The organism is Corynebacterium halotolerans, from assembly GCF_050107895.1.
GTDB classification, from domain to species: Bacteria; Actinomycetota; Actinomycetes; order Mycobacteriales; family Mycobacteriaceae; genus Corynebacterium; species Corynebacterium halotolerans_B.
Map to the genome: position 1 here is coordinate 145407 of NZ_JBNILW010000006.1, position 17017 is coordinate 162423.

General features: G+C 61.4%; 13 protein-coding genes. 8 read left to right on the plus strand and 5 right to left on the minus strand.

Annotated features, from left to right (window positions below):
• The first annotated feature begins 38 nt into the window (after positions 1-38).
• The 3 genes from ACQCVD_RS07910 to ACQCVD_RS07920 all read left to right on the plus strand — a co-directional run bounded on the left by ACQCVD_RS07910 (position 39) and on the right by ACQCVD_RS07920 (position 1777).
• Complete coding sequence (locus tag ACQCVD_RS07910) at positions 39-686, plus strand: HNH endonuclease family protein (RefSeq protein WP_426823189.1); 648 nt, start codon at positions 39-41, stop codon at positions 684-686.
• Positions 687-748: 62 nt separating this feature from the next.
• Complete coding sequence (locus ACQCVD_RS07915; protein WP_426823190.1) at positions 749-1219, plus strand: DUF2269 domain-containing protein; 471 nt, start codon at positions 749-751, stop codon at positions 1217-1219.
• Between the two features lie 141 nt (positions 1220-1360).
• On the plus strand, positions 1361-1777 hold the full coding sequence (locus tag ACQCVD_RS07920; protein ID WP_426823191.1) for a hypothetical protein: 417 nt from the start codon (positions 1361-1363) through the stop codon (positions 1775-1777).
• Between the two features lie 71 nt (positions 1778-1848).
• Here the strand turns inward: ACQCVD_RS07920 and ACQCVD_RS07925 are convergent, their stop codons facing one another.
• Entirely contained in the window at positions 1849-3891 is a 2043-nt protein-coding gene (locus ACQCVD_RS07925) for a DEAD/DEAH box helicase (protein ID WP_426823192.1), read from the minus strand.
• A 195-nt stretch (positions 3892-4086) separates the two neighbouring features.
• On the opposite strand from ACQCVD_RS07925, the gene ACQCVD_RS07930 reads away from it, so the two are divergent.
• The 4 genes from ACQCVD_RS07930 to ACQCVD_RS07945 all read left to right on the plus strand — a co-directional run bounded on the left by ACQCVD_RS07930 (position 4087) and on the right by ACQCVD_RS07945 (position 10202).
• A complete protein-coding gene (locus tag ACQCVD_RS07930) occupies positions 4087-5511 on the plus strand; it encodes an amino acid permease (protein ID WP_426823193.1) in 1425 nt (474 codons plus the stop codon).
• Positions 5512-5782: 271 nt separating this feature from the next.
• Entirely contained in the window at positions 5783-6772 is a 990-nt protein-coding gene (hutG, locus tag ACQCVD_RS07935; protein WP_426823194.1) for a formimidoylglutamase, read from the plus strand.
• A 107-nt stretch (positions 6773-6879) separates the two neighbouring features.
• Positions 6880-7275 (plus strand): (deoxy)nucleoside triphosphate pyrophosphohydrolase, encoded by a 396-nt coding sequence (locus ACQCVD_RS07940; protein ID WP_426823241.1) that lies wholly within the window; start codon positions 6880-6882, stop codon positions 7273-7275.
• Positions 7275-10202: a DUF3427 domain-containing protein gene (locus ACQCVD_RS07945; protein ID WP_426823195.1), complete on the plus strand. Its 2928-nt coding sequence runs from the start codon at positions 7275-7277 to the stop codon at positions 10200-10202. Before ACQCVD_RS07940 ends, ACQCVD_RS07945 begins: the two co-directional genes overlap by 1 nt.
• Before the next feature lie 127 nt (positions 10203-10329).
• Here ACQCVD_RS07945 and ACQCVD_RS07950 read toward each other — a convergent pair whose 3' ends face one another.
• The 4 genes from ACQCVD_RS07950 to ACQCVD_RS07965 form a co-directional block, all read right to left on the minus strand.
• The gene (locus tag ACQCVD_RS07950) at positions 10330-11898 is read right to left on the minus strand and encodes an alkaline phosphatase D family protein (RefSeq protein ID WP_426823196.1); all 1569 of its coding nucleotides are present in this window, start codon (positions 11896-11898) and stop codon (positions 10330-10332) included.
• 203 nt (positions 11899-12101) lie between these two features.
• Complete coding sequence (locus ACQCVD_RS07955; protein ID WP_426823197.1) at positions 12102-12872, minus strand: ATP-binding cassette domain-containing protein; 771 nt, start codon at positions 12870-12872, stop codon at positions 12102-12104.
• Entirely contained in the window at positions 12869-13906 is a 1038-nt protein-coding gene (locus ACQCVD_RS07960) for an ABC transporter permease (RefSeq protein ID WP_426823198.1), read from the minus strand. Before ACQCVD_RS07960 ends, ACQCVD_RS07955 begins: the two co-directional genes overlap by 4 nt.
• On the minus strand, positions 13903-14847 hold the full coding sequence (locus tag ACQCVD_RS07965; RefSeq protein ID WP_426823242.1) for a substrate-binding domain-containing protein: 945 nt from the start codon (positions 14845-14847) through the stop codon (positions 13903-13905). Before ACQCVD_RS07965 ends, ACQCVD_RS07960 begins: the two co-directional genes overlap by 4 nt.
• A 497-nt stretch (positions 14848-15344) precedes the next feature.
• Here ACQCVD_RS07965 and ACQCVD_RS07970 point away from each other — a divergent pair, with 497 nt between their 5' ends.
• Positions 15345-17012: an amidohydrolase gene (locus tag ACQCVD_RS07970; protein ID WP_426823199.1), complete on the plus strand. Its 1668-nt coding sequence runs from the start codon at positions 15345-15347 to the stop codon at positions 17010-17012.
• Positions 17013-17017 lie beyond the last annotated feature (5 nt).

A 17017-nucleotide genomic window follows, 5' to 3' on the forward strand; every position in this document is an offset into this window, starting at 1 on the left:
GGGGAACCGGCGGCCATGGCAGGCAGTCTGATGCGGATATGACGTACCTGCGCGCCTACCTGCTTCTGCTGGGGGTGGCCACCATCGCGCTCACGGTGGCCACGCTGCTCCCGCTTATCGACGCCCCGCCCACCCCGGGGACCCCTCCCCCGCACCTGCGCTCCTCCCTGCCGCACCTGGACGAGGTGCCCCAGCGCGTCCGCGTGCTCGGCTACTCCCGCGAGGAGTTCGGCAACGGCTGGTCCACCAGCTCCTACCGCGGCTGCGACACCCGGGAACTGATGATCCTGGCGGCCGTGCACGGCACCCACGCCGGGTGCGAGGCCACCGGCACCACCACCGACCCGTACACGGGCGAGCCACTCAACCCATCAGTTGACCCCGTGGAAATAGACCACATCCTCCCGCTGAGCGGCGCCTGGGACCTCGGCGCCCACCACTGGGATCACGCCCGACGGCGCGACTTCGCCAATGACCCGGTGAACCTGGTGGTCACCTCACAGGCCGCCAACCAGGAGAAATCCGATGACCTGCCCACCGACTGGCTACCGGAGCACCCGGCGACGCGCTGCTGGTACGCCCGGCGGCTGGCGGAGGTTGCCGTGAGTTACCAGCTGCCGCTGCCGACCGCGGACATCGGGGTGATGAAGCGGCAGTGCCTGCTTCGCGAATTCCCACCCCGATGAATAGGCTGGATGGTTGAAGCAACGACCACCCGGAACGTCCGCTGAAAGGCCCTCTCCCACTGATGTACACCGTCTTCGTCATCCTCCACGTGCTCACCGCCGTGCTCTTCCTCGGCCCCGTCACAGTCGCGGTCTCCTCCTTCCAGGGGCGTGCCCTCCGCGTCCACGAGGGTGACAGCCGGGCCGTCGGCAGCGCCACCATCCTGCACAAGATCACCAACACCTACGGAATGCTCTCCCTGCTGGTGCCGATCCTGGGTGTGGCCGTCATGTTCACCAACACCGCGTACTGGAAGATGGGCCAGTTCCACGCCGCCATCGCGCTGGCCGTGATCGCCTGGGCGCTACTGCTCTTCCTCATCCTTCCCCGCCAGCGGAAGATGATGGGCGCGCTCGGACTGCTGGAGCCGGAAGACACCGAGGGCAAGACCTTCGAGGTGGCTGACTGGGGCAAGATCAAGAGCCAGCTGTCCATGTTCGGCGGCATCTTCTCCCTGCTCTGGGTCATCATGCTCGTCCTGATGTTCCTCTAGGAGCTCCCTCACCGCGGCCAGCCCGCCGCGGCACGAGGCACCGGCCCCCTCCGCCAGTTGCGGAGGGGGCCGGTTTCTGTGCCGGATGGGACGTCTGACCGGGTTCGACCGTCTCCGCCACTGCGCCGATAGCCTGGAGCCATGAAGACACTTGTGGGAGGACTCTGGCCCAGCGCCGCCGTCTGCTGGGGAATCAGTCTCCTGGCGTTCGTCGCGGCCGCCGGGATGGCCCTGGATGGCTGGGACACGAATATCGGCGCCGGCTTCGCGCTGCTGATCGCCATGCTCTTTGCCGCCGTGGCGCAGTTGCTGACCCTCGGGGAGCTGCTTGCGTGGGCCATCTCCCGGATACGGAACCGGATGGCCGAGCCCTTTCCCCCGTTACGGAAGCTGCTCTGGAGCGCCACAGCGGTGACGGCGCTGGCCTCGGTCATGTTGCTGGCCACCGGCTGGGAACTGGACAGTCTCTGGATCGTCCACCTCTCCAGCAGCGCGGTGATCACGGGGATCGCCGCTGGGGCGGTGTCCGTGGATGACCGGCACCTGCTCAAATCCTGACACCACGGCAAAACCCGCTCCCCCACCTGAAACAGGTTGGGAAGCGGGTTCAGCTGAAGCTGCGGGACGGACTAGTCGCGCCAGCCACCGCGACGGTCATCGCGGTCGCGGCCGCCACGGAAGCCGCCACGGCCCCCACGACGGTCATCGCGGTCGCGGCCACCGCGGAAGCCACCACGGCCCCCACGATCGCCACCGCGATCCTCACGACGCGGCGGACGGCCGTTGTCCTGCTCGATGTTGATCAGCTGACCGGAGATCCGGGTATCGGACAGCCGGTCGAAGACCTCACGGCCCAGGCCCTTCGGCAGCTCGACCAGCGTGTGGTCGGCGAAGATGGAGATCCGGCCGAAGTCCTTGGAGTTCAGGCCACCCTCGTTGGCCAGGGCGCCGACGATGGCACCCGGGCGCACGTGCTGCCGCTTGCCCACCGCGAGGCGGTAGAGCTGCATGTCAGCGCTGCGCTCGAAGCGGGAACCACGGTCACCGCGGTCCCGGTCCCGGCCGCCACGACGATCGTCGCGGTCGCGGCGGTCGTCCCGGTCGAAGCGGTCACGCTTCTGCGGCGGGAGCTCCTTGAGCAGGAAGTCTTCACCGGACTGGGCCTGGGTGGCCAGTGCCGCGGCGATGTCCTCCAGCGGGATGTCGTGCTCCTCGGAGTACTGCTTGACCATCGTGCGGAACAGATCCAGCTGCTTGTCCTCGAGGGAGGCGGTGATCGAGTCGTTGAACTTGGTCTTGCGGGCCTCGTTCACGTCATCGACGCTCGGCAGATCCATCTCGTTGAGCGGCGCGTTGGTGGCGCGCTCGATGGAACGCAGCATGCGGCGCTCCCGCGGGGTGACGAACAGGATCGCCTCGCCCGAACGGCCGGCACGGCCGGTGCGGCCGATGCGGTGGACGTAGGACTCGGTGTCGTGCGGGATGTCGTAGTTGAGCACGTGCGAGATGCGCTCGACGTCCAGACCACGGGCGGCCACGTCGGTGGCCACCAGGATGTCCAGTCGGCCGTCCTTGAGCTGGTCGACGGTGCGCTCACGCTGGTTCTGCGCGATGTCACCGTTGATGGCGGCGGCGGAGAACCCACGGGCGCGCAGCTTCTCGGCGAGCTCCTCGGTCTCGTGCTTGGTGCGCACGAACATGATCATCGCCTCGAACTCGGTGACCTCGAGGATCCGGGTTAGCGCGTCGAGCTTGTTGCGGTGCGCCACGTTCAGGTAGCGCTGCGTGATGTTCGTCGCCGTGCGGGTCTCGGACTTGACCGAGACCTCCTGCGGCTCATTCAGGTACTGCTTCGAGATCTTCCGGATGCCGTTGGGCATCGTGGCTGAGAACAGGGCGACCTGCTTCTCCTCCGGGGTGTCGGCGAGGATCCGCTCGACATCCTCCTGGAAGCCCATGTTGAGCATCTCGTCCGCCTCGTCGAGGACGAGGAACTTCAGGGCGGAGATGTCCAGGGAACCCTTTTCCAGGTGGTCGATGACACGACCGGGCGTGCCCACGACGATCTGGGCGCCACGGCGCAGACCGGACAGCTGAATGCCGTAGGCCTGGCCACCGTAGATCGGCAGGACCTGGATCTTGCCCAGGTGATCCGCGAAGGACTGGAAGGAGTCCGCGACCTGGAGCGCGAGCTCACGGGTCGGGGCCAGCACCAGCGCCTGCGGGGAGCGCTCGGCGACGTCGATACGCGACAGGATCGGCAGCGCGAAGGCAGCCGTCTTGCCGGTACCGGTCTGGGCGAGGCCCACGACGTCGCGACCATCCATCAGGTACGGGATGGTCTCAGCCTGAATGGGAGAGGGAGTTTCGAAGCCGACCTTCTTGATGGCGGCCAGCACATCGGAGGGAAGCCCAAGACGATCGAAACCGGTGGAGTCGTTGTCCGCTTCAGTTGCGGAGCCGGTAGCCTCAGAAGTGTTCGCATCCCCGTTGTTCTGGTCCGCATCCTGCGCCACGCCAGAATCCTGGCTCTCTGCCTGGATCTGATCAGTGTTGGAGGTTTCAGCGGATGCAGCAGCTGCTGCATTGTCCTGCGAAGTTTCCTGAGATTCCGACGAAATGATGTTATCCGGCTCTTCTGCGCCGCCGGCGGCGTTATCGGTAATGCTCATTGCACCGCAACCTTACTCCCCTCAGCACAGAAAAGCCATTCACAGAAATGCAGGTCACAAAAGTGCTGATTCTGTAACTCAACCGCAGCGGCGTAAGGTCTAACGCCGTCACACCGCCATTGATTTGCCGGCGCAACAATCCGGCCCAGGCGGCCCAGAAAAGCTTCCGTAGACAGCAAAGCAGAGGTTCCACCAGTGGTTTCCCCGACGGGCACAGACGCCACCGCCCCCTCCACCACGTTCAAACGCCGTGGTTTGAAGGCCCGCCACATCCACTTCATCGCCCTGGGCTCCGCGATCGGCACCGGTCTGTTCTACGGCTCGGCCGGCGCGATCCAGGCGGCCGGCCCCTCCGTGCTGCTGGTGTACCTGCTCGGCGGCGCGGTGGTCTATTTCATGCTCCGCGCCCTGGGCGAGATGTCCGTGCACCACCCCGTCCGTGGCTCCTTCGCCGTGTACACCCGTGCCCACCTGGGCGGCTGGTCCGGCTACATCACCGGCTGGATGTTCGCCTTCGAGATGCTGATCGTGTGCCTGGCGGATCTGACGGCCATCGCCATCTACATGAAGTTCTGGTTCCCGGACACCGCGCAGTGGATCTGGGTGGCCGCCACCCTGCTGATCGTCGGCGGCGCCAACCTGGCCAGCGTGCGCTGGTTCGGCGAGCTGGAGTTCGTGTTCACCATCATCAAGGTCACCGCGGTGGTCGCGATGATCGTGGGCGGTGCCGCCATCCTCGCCTTCGGCCTGGGCACCTCCGATGTGGCCGGGGTGTCCAACCTCTGGGAGCACGGCGGTTTCTTCCCCAACGGTGCGGAGGGCATGATCGCCGCCTTCATCCTGGTGCTCTTCGCCTTCGGCGGCACCGAGATCATCGGTGTGGCCGGCTCCGAGGCCGAGGACCCGGACAAGGCCGTGCCCAAGTCCGTCAACACCGTGCCCGTGCGCATCCTGCTCTTCTACGTCCTGGCCATCCTGGTGATCCTGGCGCTGAACCCCTGGCCCTCGATCACCGGCGAGGAGTCCCCCTTCGTCCAGATCTTCGACACCCTCGGCGTGAACTGGGCCGCCGCCCTACTCAACGTCGTGGTGATCACGGCGGCCCTGTCCGCCATCAACGCCGACCTCTTCGGCGCCGGCCGTGTGCTCACCGGCCTGGCCAAGGAGAACCTCGCGCCGAAGGCGATGGGCAGGATCTCCAAGTCCGGCGTGCCCGTCATGACCACCGCCATCCTGCTCGTGGTGCTGATCGTCGGCGTGATCCTCAACGCCGTGCTGCCGGAGCAGGTGTTCACCATCGTCGCCTCGCTGGCCACCTTCGCCACCGTCTACGTCTGGCTGATGATCCTGCTGGCCCAGGTCGCCTCCCGCCGCCACATGGACCCGGCCGAGGTCAAGAGCCTGAAGTTCCCGGTCCCCTTCTGGCCCTACGGACAGTATTTCGCCATCGCCTTCATCCTGTTCACCTTCGGCATCATGCTCTGGTACTCGGAGTATCACCTGGCGCTGGCCGTGGGCGTGGGCTTCCTGGTGCTGATGACCGTCCTGTATTACGCCACGGGTCGGCCGAAGGCCGTCAAACCACTGAACTACGAGGAACTGGATCCGCTGAAGGATTAGGACGCCCGCGCTTTATGACGCCCCGCTCCCCGTTCGGCTCCGCGAGCACGGCGGGGCCCGCAGACAAGCAGGACGTCAACGGTCTGGAGGACTCAGGGACGCCAGCTGGTGTCCCAGCCCGTAGTGCCCGTATCAGAGGGTCACGCAGTTTTTGCGGAGGTTTTCGTGGAGTCGCAGTGCCGGCGTATGACCCCGCCTGCGCTATATCACCGGCATTTACCAGCTGAGAACCTCAATGTCATCCGTGCCAGAGATCACTACCCTCCGGGTCATGAGCACCAATACCACCATCTTCAGCGACAACCTCTCCGACGCCTGGGTCGGCCGCATCGACGGCCCCAACCCCAAACACGCCCTCTGGTACACCACGATCCAGCCGATGTCCGATCCCGGCGGCGTCCCACCCGGCGCAGCGCTCATCGGCTTCGCCTGCGACGAGGGCGTGCGCCGCAACTACGGGCGCCCCGGCTCTGCCGATGGCCCCGACGGCATCCGCGCCGCCCTGGGCTGGACGGCTGTCCACGATGAATACCCACGTTATGACGCCGGCGATGTGGGTGTCACCGGCGATGACATGGAGGGCGCGCAAAAGGAGCTTGCCGACGCCGTCGCCACCGTACGCAAGGCCGGCCACCTGCCCATCGTGCTCGGCGGCACGCACGAGGCCGCCTTCGGCTCCCACTGCGGCCTGCGGTCCTCGATGTCCAAGGGCGCGATGCCGCCGACGATCATCAACCTGGACCAGCACCTGGACATCCGCAATTCCGAGCGACCCACCCACGGCACCCCGTTCCGACAGATCTTCGAACAGGTGGGCAAGGACTTCGACTACGCCGTCTTCGGCGTCTCCCCCGCTGACAACACCACCTTCAACTTCGAGGAGGCCGAGCGGATGGGCGTCCGGGTGGTTCTGGACGACGAACTCGCCGAATGCAGCTCGGCGGAAGCCGCAGCGAAGGCGCTGCAAGCCGCGTGGGGACGCGAAACCATTCACTTGAGCATCGACCTGGATGTGCTGTCCAACGCGGTTGCTCCGGGAGTGAGCTCCCCCGCCGCCGTCGGCGTGCCGCTGGCCAATATCCGCGCGATCTGCAAAACCCTCGCCCATACCGGGAAGCTTGGTCTGGTGGACGTGGTGGAGCTCAACCCCGGCCTCGACGTGGACAAGCGGACCGCACGAGTGGCGGGCCGGTTGATTCACGAGATTGCGGCGGGACACATGGCGGCGACGGCGGGCGGACAGAAAACGGTCCGGACGTAGCCCCCGTTCAAGATTTTCTCGAGCCGGTTATGTATATCGGCAACAAGTCCTGAACGCCTTGCATGTTAGCCTGAACAGGACTTTTCGCCTTAAACATGGGAGCACAGTTGAAAAAGCGCATAAATGTAACCGGAGCAGTTCTCACCGGTGACGGCAAGATCCTTGCCGCTCGCCGAGGCCCCGGGAAAGCGCTTGCCGGTTATTGGGAATTTCCTGGTGGGAAAATCGAAGCTGATGAAACTCCCGAGGAATCTCTCGCTCGAGAACTACGCGAAGAACTTCTTATTGATGCTTGCGTCGGCGATCACATCACCACCACCGAGCATGAATATGACTTTGGAATCGTGGTGCTCTCGACTTACTACTGCACCGTGCAAAGCGGCGAACCCCAGCTCACCGAACATGAGGAAGTTCGCTGGGTGGCCCCGGATGAACTTCACACCCTCGAGTGGGCTCCGGCTGATGTCCCCGCGGTTAACCTGATCGCTGAGCAGCTAAGATAATGGCTTCTTTTAGCTCTTCGCTGTCCGGTGACACCGAGTTCGGCTTTCTCAACGCTGCAATTGGATCTGAACAGCTTCTAAATCCACTACTGATTGCCAATAGCGATGAGCATAAGATGCTCCACGCAATCCGGCAGGAGCTTGCTAAGGCCAATCACTTCATCTTCTCGGTAGCCTTTATTAGTCCCAGGGGCATTGCGCTATTGAAGGAAGCTCTCGTTGAATTCCAAGGTACTGGCGAAATCATCACCTCCAATTACTTGGACTTCAATGAGCCCGCCGCATTCCGAGAACTGCTTCTCCTTGAAAATATCGACGTATACGTTCATGACGATGTTGATCGAGGTTTTCACGCCAAGGGCTATATCTTCCATCGCGAAGAAGGCATCACTGCCATCATCGGTAGCTCAAACCTGACCGATAATGCCCTGTTGGTTAACCAGGAGTGGAACCTCCGATTTTCGGCTTTCTTTGAAGGAGACATCACCTATCAGCTGAATGATGCGGTGCAGCGACAGAAGGACCGCTCCTTGCTACTCAGCGAAGCGTGGATTGCCGATTACGAAAAGACCCGCAAGTTCCGCCCTCTTCGCATTGCCGGCGGCGACAGCGCACTCGAAACTCCTGTCGGCGCTCGGATCGTCCCCAACGAGATGCAGACTAAGGCATTGGAAGCGCTCCGTGAACTTCGTGAACAGGGCGAAGGTAAAGCGGTGATCATTTCCGCTACTGGCACCGGTAAGACCATACTGGCGGCTCTCGCGGTACGTGCTGTACAGCCAAAGAAGATGCTCTTCATCGTTCATAGAGAACAGATCCTCAACAAAGCAATTTCAGAGTTTCAGAGAGTTCTCGAAGAACCCGCAGAAAAGTTCGGCAAGTTGGTAGGTAATCTTCGTCAAACTGACCGCAAGTACGTTTTTGCGATGGTTCAGACCCTATCTGTTGAAGACACACTCAGCAGTATTGATCCTGAGGCCTTCGACTACATCATCATCGATGAAGTCCACCGCTCAGGCGCCGACAGCTATCGACGGATCATTAACCATTTCGCCCCGGATTATCTACTCGGGCTTACCGGAACGCCGGAGCGCACCGACGGTTTCAACGTCTTTGAGCTCTTCGACTACAACGTGCCCTACGAGATTCGCCTCCACGAGGCTCTCGAAGCGAAGATGCTAGTCCCTTTCCACTACTACGGCGTAACCGACTTCGTTACGACAGAGAACGAAACCATCGACGATGTCTCTCAACTGTCCCACCTTGTTTCGGAAGAACGCATCGTCCATATCCTCCACATGCTGCGCAGATACGGGCATCCCTCCGATGTAAAGGGATTGATGTTCTGTAGCAACAAAGGCGAGGCCTATGAGCTTTCCCGGCTGCTCAATGAAGCTACCCTGAATGGACACCTGCTTCGCACGAAAGTCCTCACAGGCGATGACTCAGCGGAAATACGCGAAGCAGTAGTTAGGGAACTTGAGGACGGCCAGCTGGACTACATCTTGTCCGTCGATATTTTCAATGAGGGAATCGATATCCCACCAGTAAACCAAGTGGTCATGCTTCGCGGAACTCAATCCAGCATTATCTTTACCCAACAGCTAGGTCGAGGGCTGCGTAAGGCCGAGGGTAAAGACCATCTGCGAGTTATCGATTTCATTGGCAACTACCGAAACAATTATCTCATCCCAGTAGCACTTTTTGGTGATAACTCTAGAAATAAGGACTCGATTCGGAAAAACCTGCTGGACAACAACTCAACGAACACTATCGCAGGAGTGTCCAGCGTGAACTTCGACCAGATCGCACAGGAGCGGATCCTGGACTCCTTGAGCAAAGCTCGGCTGATCGGAAAGCAAGTTTTCAAAGAAGACATTGTTCAGCTTCAAAATCGTCTTGGTCGAATTCCCAGCCTCATCGACTTCGCACGTTTTGACACGGTTGATCCAGTTCTTCTCGCATCGAAGTATGAGCAAGGCTCTGCCCTGAAGAACTATTGGCAACTACTCAAGTCCCTCAAGTTTGTGGAGAACGGTCCCTCTCCCTCTGAGTCTGCTTTTCTTGCCTTCCTGTCCGCTGAGCTTCTTTCCGGCAAGCGCCCCCATGAGCTGCTGCTCCTTAGAGCTGCAATTGAACGGTCATCGGTTTCCCGTTCCCAATTCAAAAAATTGCTAGATTCCAAAGGGATTCCCAGCTCCGACTACACACTGAGCTCGGTCGAACGTGTCCTTTCATTGGAGTTCTACACCAAGGGCCAGATCAAGAAGTACGGGGGCGAGCCACTGGTGGTTAACACCAAAGACGGCTACCAGCTCAGCCCTCTATTCCACGAACTCTACTTTGCTGAGCCACGGTCGAATCACAGTGCAGCAGAGTCATTCAGCAAGCACATTGATGACATTATCGAGACTGGCCTGTTCCTCTCGAGAGAGCGCGGATTTTGGTCTGGAGGACTAAAGTCCGGGTCTATGTATTCTAGAAAAGAAGTATGTTGGCTATTGGACTGGCCGGACAATCATGAAAGTACGTTGTACGGGTACAAAAAGGATTCTGCGACCGCGACTATGCCGATCTTCGTCACCTATCACAAGGATGATGAAGTTTCGGAAAGCACTAAATATGAGGACGAATTCACCAGTCCTCAAACGATGCATTGGTACACCAAAAGCAACCGAACCCTTGCGAGCGCCGAGTTAGCTCCCATTATCAATAATGAGCTCGCCCTCCACCTATTCGTGAAGAAAGACGACGCTGAAGGTAGTGACTTCTTCTACATGGGACAGGTGGATTCTCAGAATCCCGAGCAAAAGGAGATGACCGGCAATGATGGAAAATCTCTGAATGTCGTAACCATGGACCTTGAGTTACGCAGTCCTGTCGAGCAGGGCCTCTACGACTACTTGACCAACGCTTCTCTCGACTGAATCGATTGTCAGACGGTTGAAGCAGTGAACGCATTTTCCCTCTACAGTCTCAGCCGGAATATCTTCATTCCGGTTCGATCCACCCGGGCCCAGCGCTCTTGTATCTCGTAGCAGAGCAGATGTAGCACTACTCCGCCGCCAACATCTGGGTGAATAGTTCGGTGCCCCTTGTAGTGAGCAGCCGTACCGTCATCTCCTTAGTCTCACCATTGATGTCAACCTCGCCGAAGTGCTGGATATCGTCCAGCGGCGACTGGTTCGCGTATTCCGGGCCATGATAGTAGACGATCTCAGGCCCGAAGGTAGAGTCCATATCGTTCGGGCCGAAACCACCGGCGTTCAGTGGACCGGAGACGAACTCCCAGAACGGGGAGAAATCTTGGAAAGCGGCTCGATTGGGGTGATAGTGGTGAGCTGCGGTGTAGTGCACGTCTCCGGTCAGCCACACCACGTTCTTCACCTCACGGATACTACGCAGCACACGGACCAACTCCGCCTCGCGCCCGACGGGCGCACCCGGACCGCCGTTCGACACACCTTCCTGGGCCTCACCATCGGGAACGACAATGCCCAGGGGGAGGTCATTGGCGATGATCTTCCATGTCGCGGTTGAGGTATTGACGGAATCGATCAGCCACTTTTCCTGCTCCTCTCCCAGAATCTGCCCGTCGGCGGAGGTTCCCCGATGGTTCAGCGAGTTCGGATCCTTATACGTACGCATATCCAGCACAAAGATATCCAGTAGCGGTCCATAGGAGATCTTGCGGTAGATGCGGCCATCCACGGCCATCGTCGGGTCCACCGGCTGCCACTCGTGGAATGCCTGGAAGGCGCGATCAGCTAGCACATCGACATTCTTCTCCGAGTACTCCGCTAGGTCGAGAATCTCGCCCGGGTACCAGTTATTCACCGTCTCGTGGTCGTCCCACTGCACGATGGATGGCACCTGAGCGTTGAAGGCACGGTAGTTGTCATCGAGCAAATTGTAGGCGTAGTTTCCGCGGTAGTCCGCCAGAGTTTGTGCCACGTGGCTCTTCGCCTCCGTGGTGACATTGCGCCATACACGGCCATCTTCCAAACTCACGGTTTCTTCGATAGGGCCATCCGCGTAGATGGTGTCACCGGAGTGCAGGAAAAAGTCCGGGTTACGGGAGGCCATAGTCGCCCATCCTGTCATCCCGCCGATGTCGGGGTTAATCCCATAGCCTTGCCCTGCTACGTCCGCCGACCAGTGGAAACGGATATCGCGACTGTTTGACGGAGCGGTGCGGAAGGTACCGGTAACCGGCTCCGAGCGCAGCCGAGTGTCTTCATCCTCGACAAAAACACGATAGTGGATCTGCTGGCCGGGCTCCAGGCCGGTCAGCCGCAACTTACTCGTGCCGCCGGAGTCCGGAGTTAAGAGGTTGCCCCGGAAGATTTGCGGATTGCGAAAGTTCTCGGTGGCGGAGGTCTGCACAAACATTCGTGCCGGACGGTCCGCACGGGTCCACACCAGTGCCCCATCGGCTCTGACATCACCGGTGGCAACACCATGAGTCAGTTTGGGACGGTCAGGAATCAAACCCGGAGAGGAGCTGCTGTTACTGCTAAGAAGACTGCTCAGGGAGCTCTGGGCGCGAGCGACCGGGGAAAAAAGCGCCCCAGCTCCGGCAACTCCGACGGCAGCGAGCAAAGAACGGCGGCTGATATGCATGGTTTAGTCCTTTTCAGCTAAATCCGGGAGGGGACCCGGAAGAGTGACAAAACGACACTATGCAAGCGTTGTTAACGATTAGCCGCCACTATGTAACTGCCCAGTGAACTCTTGGTGCTCTGGGATAACCACAGCCCATGAATTAGGTTCCATTGCCAGGGCGAACGGTGGTGAACCCGAACCGCGGGATCGAATAGCGTGAGTCAACCCCTCAACTCATGCCCCAATGAGTCCAGTTCTCCCCCACCGGCCATCTGTAGGGTTAGCTCCTCCAAAGTCACCTCATCCCGGGTGGCGTCCAGCACCTGCTTCCCCAGGCTGAGCAGCACGAAGTGATTTCCCACCAGGTAAGCATGGTGCGGGTTATGGGTGATGAAGATGACGCCAATCCCCCGGTCGCGCGCCGCGGCGATGAACTTCAGCACCATCCCGGACTGCTTCACACCCAAGGCTGCGGTGGGCTCATCCAGGATCAGCACCTTCGCGCCGAAGTAGATGGCACGCGCAATCGCCACCACCTGCCGCTGCCCGCCAGACAGTGAGGCGACGGGGACGTCGACATTGCGCAGTTCAATACCCATCTCGCGCAGCTGTTCGTCGGCGATCTTCTTCATCTCCGTCTCGCGGAGGTTCCCCAGAAAGCCGGTGAGTTCCTGGCCGAGGAAGAAGTTGCGCCACACGCTCATCTGCCCCACCACGGCCAGGTCCTGGTACACGGTGGCGATGCCGGCGTTGAGGGCGTCCCGGGGCGTCGTAAAGCGCACTTCTTCCCCGCCAACGTACATGGCGCCAGAGGAAGCCGGGTGGAGCCCGGCGAGCACCTTGATCAGCGTGGACTTGCCGGCGCCGTTGTCGCCGAGCACGCAGGTGACCTCCCCGGCGCGGACGGCCAGGGAGACGTTGTTGAGCGCCTTGAAGGCGCCGTAGGACTTGGAGATCTCCTCGAGTCGGATCAGCTCGGTGTGCTCGCTCATGACCGCTCCTTGTTGAACTTCTCGAAGGTGTTGTTGGTCAGGACGGCGAAGAGCAGCATGGCGCCGAGGAAGAACATGAACCAGTCGGGGTTCCAGCCGGCGTAGACGATGCCCTGGTTGACCATGCCGAAGATGAGCGCGCCGATGGCGGTGCCGATGACGGTGCCGCGACCGCCGGTCATGGAGCAGCCGCCGATGACGGCGGCGATGATGTAGAGGAACTCGTTGCCCACGCCCTGGCCGGCCTGGATGGAGTCGAACATGAACAGGTTGTGCATACCGACGAACCAGGCGGCGAAACCGACGAACATGAACAGGATGATCTTCACGCGCTTGACGGGCACACCGACGGCGCGGGAGGCTTCCTCGTCCCCGCCGGCGGCGAAGATCCAGTTGCCGAACTTCGTCTTGTAGAGCAGCCAGGTGCCCAGCAGAACGAAGAGGATCCACCAGAACACGGTGATGCGGATGTTGATGCCGAAGATGTTGATGGTGCTGGCGAACACGGCCCGGGCGGAGCCGAATCCCTCCATGTCGGAGATGATCGGCGTGGCCACCTGGCCGGTGACCAGTTTGGTGACAGCCAGGTTCAGGCCCTGGAGCATGAGGAAGGCGGCAAGCGTGATCAGGAAGGAGGCGATCTTGGTCTTGGTGACCAGGTAGCCGTTGAGGAAGCCGATTCCCAGGGAGATCAACAGTGCGAGCAGGGCACCCACCCAGGAGTTCAGCCAGAGGTTGTAGTTGAGCATCGTCGCAGCCAGTGCCGCGGTGGTGACGGCGACACCGGCGGACAGGTCGAACTCATTGCCGATCATCAGCAGGCCGACGGCCACGGCCATGATGCCGATGGTGGAGCTGGCGTAGAGCACCGTGGCGAACGCGTCCAGGGAACGGAAGGCCGGGGCGACGATCATGAAGACGACGAAGATGATGACCGCTCCCAGCAGGCTGGTCAGCTCCGGTCGTTTGATCAGGTTGGCCAGACGGTTGGGTTCGTCTGCGGTTGCGGTGTCTTTCGTCGTGGTGGTGCTCATCGCAGGCCCTCCTTCGCGGCCTCGGCGATCGTCTCGATATTCGAGGTGTCCACGAAGCTCGGTCCGGTGTAGACCGGACGGCCACCGCCGATGGTGCTGCCGTTGCGGTGGGCGAGCCAGATGGCGTCCACGGCCATGTAGCCCTGGAGATAAGGCTGCTGATCGATGGCCCACTGGATGTCACCGTTGCGGATGGCGTCCACCAGCTGGGCGTTGGTGTCGAAGGTGGCGATCTGCGCTTCGGAGCCGGCGGCGTCCACGGAGTCCACGGCGGTCAGCGCAACCGGGGTGACCAGGCCCATGACCCAGTCGATCGAGGTGTCCTGGGCGAGCTTGGCCTGCAGGGTGGACTGGACGGAGGTCAGGTCCATTCCGTTGACGTAGATGGTCTCCACCTCCGTGTTCTGTCCCGCTCCATCGGCGACGCCGGCGCAGCGGTCCTCCTGGGAGGAGTTGCCCTGCTCGTGGATCACGCAGAGGACGTGTTCCGCACCGTCCTCGGCGAGCCGCTCCCCTGCCCGGGTGCCGGCCACCCGTTCCTCCTGGCCGAAGAAACCGGAGAGCCCGAACTCCTGGTAGCGCTCCATGCCGGCGTTCAGCCCCACGGTGGGGATCCCGGCGTCGACGGCGCGCTGGGCGACCGGTCCGAGCGCATCAGCATTGGGCATGGTGACGGCCAGGCCATCCACGTTCGAGTCAATGGCGGACTGGATGAGGTTGGCCTGGTTCGGCACCTCCGGGTCCGCCGAGTAGCGGAGCTCCACGTTGTTCTTCCGTGCCGCATCCTCCGCGCCCTTGCGCACCAGGTCCCAGAACGTGTCACCCGGCGCGCCGTGACTGACCATGGAGACCACGATGCGTGGGGTGTCCACGGTTCCACCGCCCTCACCGCCTCCGGTGTTGCGGGGAGCACCGCCAGTGGCGGAACAGGCGGTGAGCATTAAACCGGCGGCGATGGCCGCCGCCACGGCTGCGCGGAATCGGGATGGGCGCTGGGAGATCTTCACCTTAGTGAGTTTGCGCAGGTCAACGCGTCAAGTCAAACCTGGAACGGCGCTTCGTGATCGATTCAGAGGGGTTTTGCTGGGGATACCTGACTCAGGGGTTCCATGCGTTCGACCTTCATAATCCTTGAAGAAGATTCCGAGGATCTCCACAGCGGTCACAGTAGCCAAGAAGCAACACGATTTTCCGTGCTCTAACGGAGGAGCATCGCTACGGACAGAGCTTCATCCATGGCGGCGGGATTGTGTCGCCGCCATGGGCAACAAGGAATACACGGCGTGGAGGTCAGCCATTATGGACTGCCAAAGATGCCGGTGTCGCGGAAGTCTGCTCACCACAGGACAAGTGGCCTGCACTACTTGCCAAGTTGACCTTCAGAGGAGTCCATATAGTGATATTCAACACAAAATGACTTTTTTAAGATAGGAGACACATGACTAACGCTTATGCAGATCTACTGTTCCTCAACGGCACCATTGAGACGTTAGATGGCACCGAACCACGGACCTCCGCTCTGGCGGTGATCGACGGTAAGATCGCCGCACTCGGCCAGGCAGCCATAGAGGTCGAGGGACCGGGCACCGAGGTGACCGATCTCCACGGGGCTTTCCTGATGCCGGGCCTGCTGGATGTGCACAACCATCACGCTTTGGCCGGCCAGATGGAGCTCTTCGAGCTCAATGCCTCGCCCGCGCTCTCTCTGGATGAGCTACTGGCCGAGATCGAGGCGCACGCCGCGCAGCTCGCCCCTGAAGCCTGGGTGGTCGGTGGCAGCTGGGGTTCCGGCCTGCTAAACGAACTCAACACTGCAATAGCCCGGCGTCGATTGGACGAGGTCACCGGGGGTCGCCCCGCGCTGATCAAAGACGACAGCAAACACAACCGTTGGGCCAACACCCGCGCCCTGGAGCTGACCGAGATCAACGCCGACACCCCGAATCCGGAGGGCGGAGAGATCCTGCGCGACGGGTCGGGCGAGGCCACAGGTGTCCTGATCGAGGCCGGTGGTGTACTCGTGGAGAAGACGCTCGCCAAACTGCAGCCGACCTCCACCGAGGATCTCGCCCGGGCCACCGCCCGTGGCATCGAGATCCTGCATTCGCACGGCATCACCGGTTTCCAGGACGCCGCCTCCTCGCTGCAGCTGTTGCGGGCACTGAAGACCCTGGATGACCAGGGTGAGCTGCATTCCTGGGTGGTCTCTTCGATGCAGGCCAATGATTTCATCTTCGGCACCACTCCCCTGGGCGAGGGCATCATCGAGCACCGCGAGAGCACCCGGAGCGAACATCACCGCCCCGATTTCATCAAGATCTTCCTGGACGGGGTCCCGCCGGCCGGCACCGCCGCCTTCATCGAGCCCTACCTGGAGGACGTCGGTTTCCCGAAGTGCCACTGTGGTGGGACGACGATGGACCCGGCTGAGCTCGAGGGGTGGTTGATGCGTACCGCCGCGCAGGGGATCTCCGCAAAGGTCCACTGCACCGGTGACGCCTCCGTCCGCCTGGTGCTCGACACCGTTGAAAAGGTTCGTGACGCCGGTTTCAGCGAACCGACTTATCACATCGCGCACGGTCAGTTCGTCCGACCAGAGGACATTCCGCGCTTCGCACAGCTCGGTGTTATCGCGGACATCTCCCCCGCGCTGTGGTTCCCAGGCGTGATCTCCGAGGCCATCGCAGCGGTCCTGCCCGCCGAACGGGCATCGAAAATGCACCCTAACCGCGCGCTCATCGACACCGAAGCCATCGTCGCCGGCGGCTCCGACTGGCCGGTCAGCGAATCCCCCAACGTCTGGGAGGGCATCTACGGCCTAGTCACCCGCAAAGATCCCACCGGTAATTTCCCCGGTGCGCTCTGGCCGGAGCAGGCCATCACCCTGGAGGAAGCGATCCGGGTCTACACCACCGCCCCGGCCAAGGCGATGGGCATCGATGACGTCGCCGGTTCACTTACTCCCGGCAAGTCCGCTGATTTCGTGGTGCTCAGTCACAACCCCTTCGAGGTTGACCTCGATGTACTTCCCAAGATCACTGCCCGTCAAACCTGGTTCGCCGGTCGCAAAATGTTCGAGGCCGCAACCTCGGGCCTGAACATCTAGCTCAC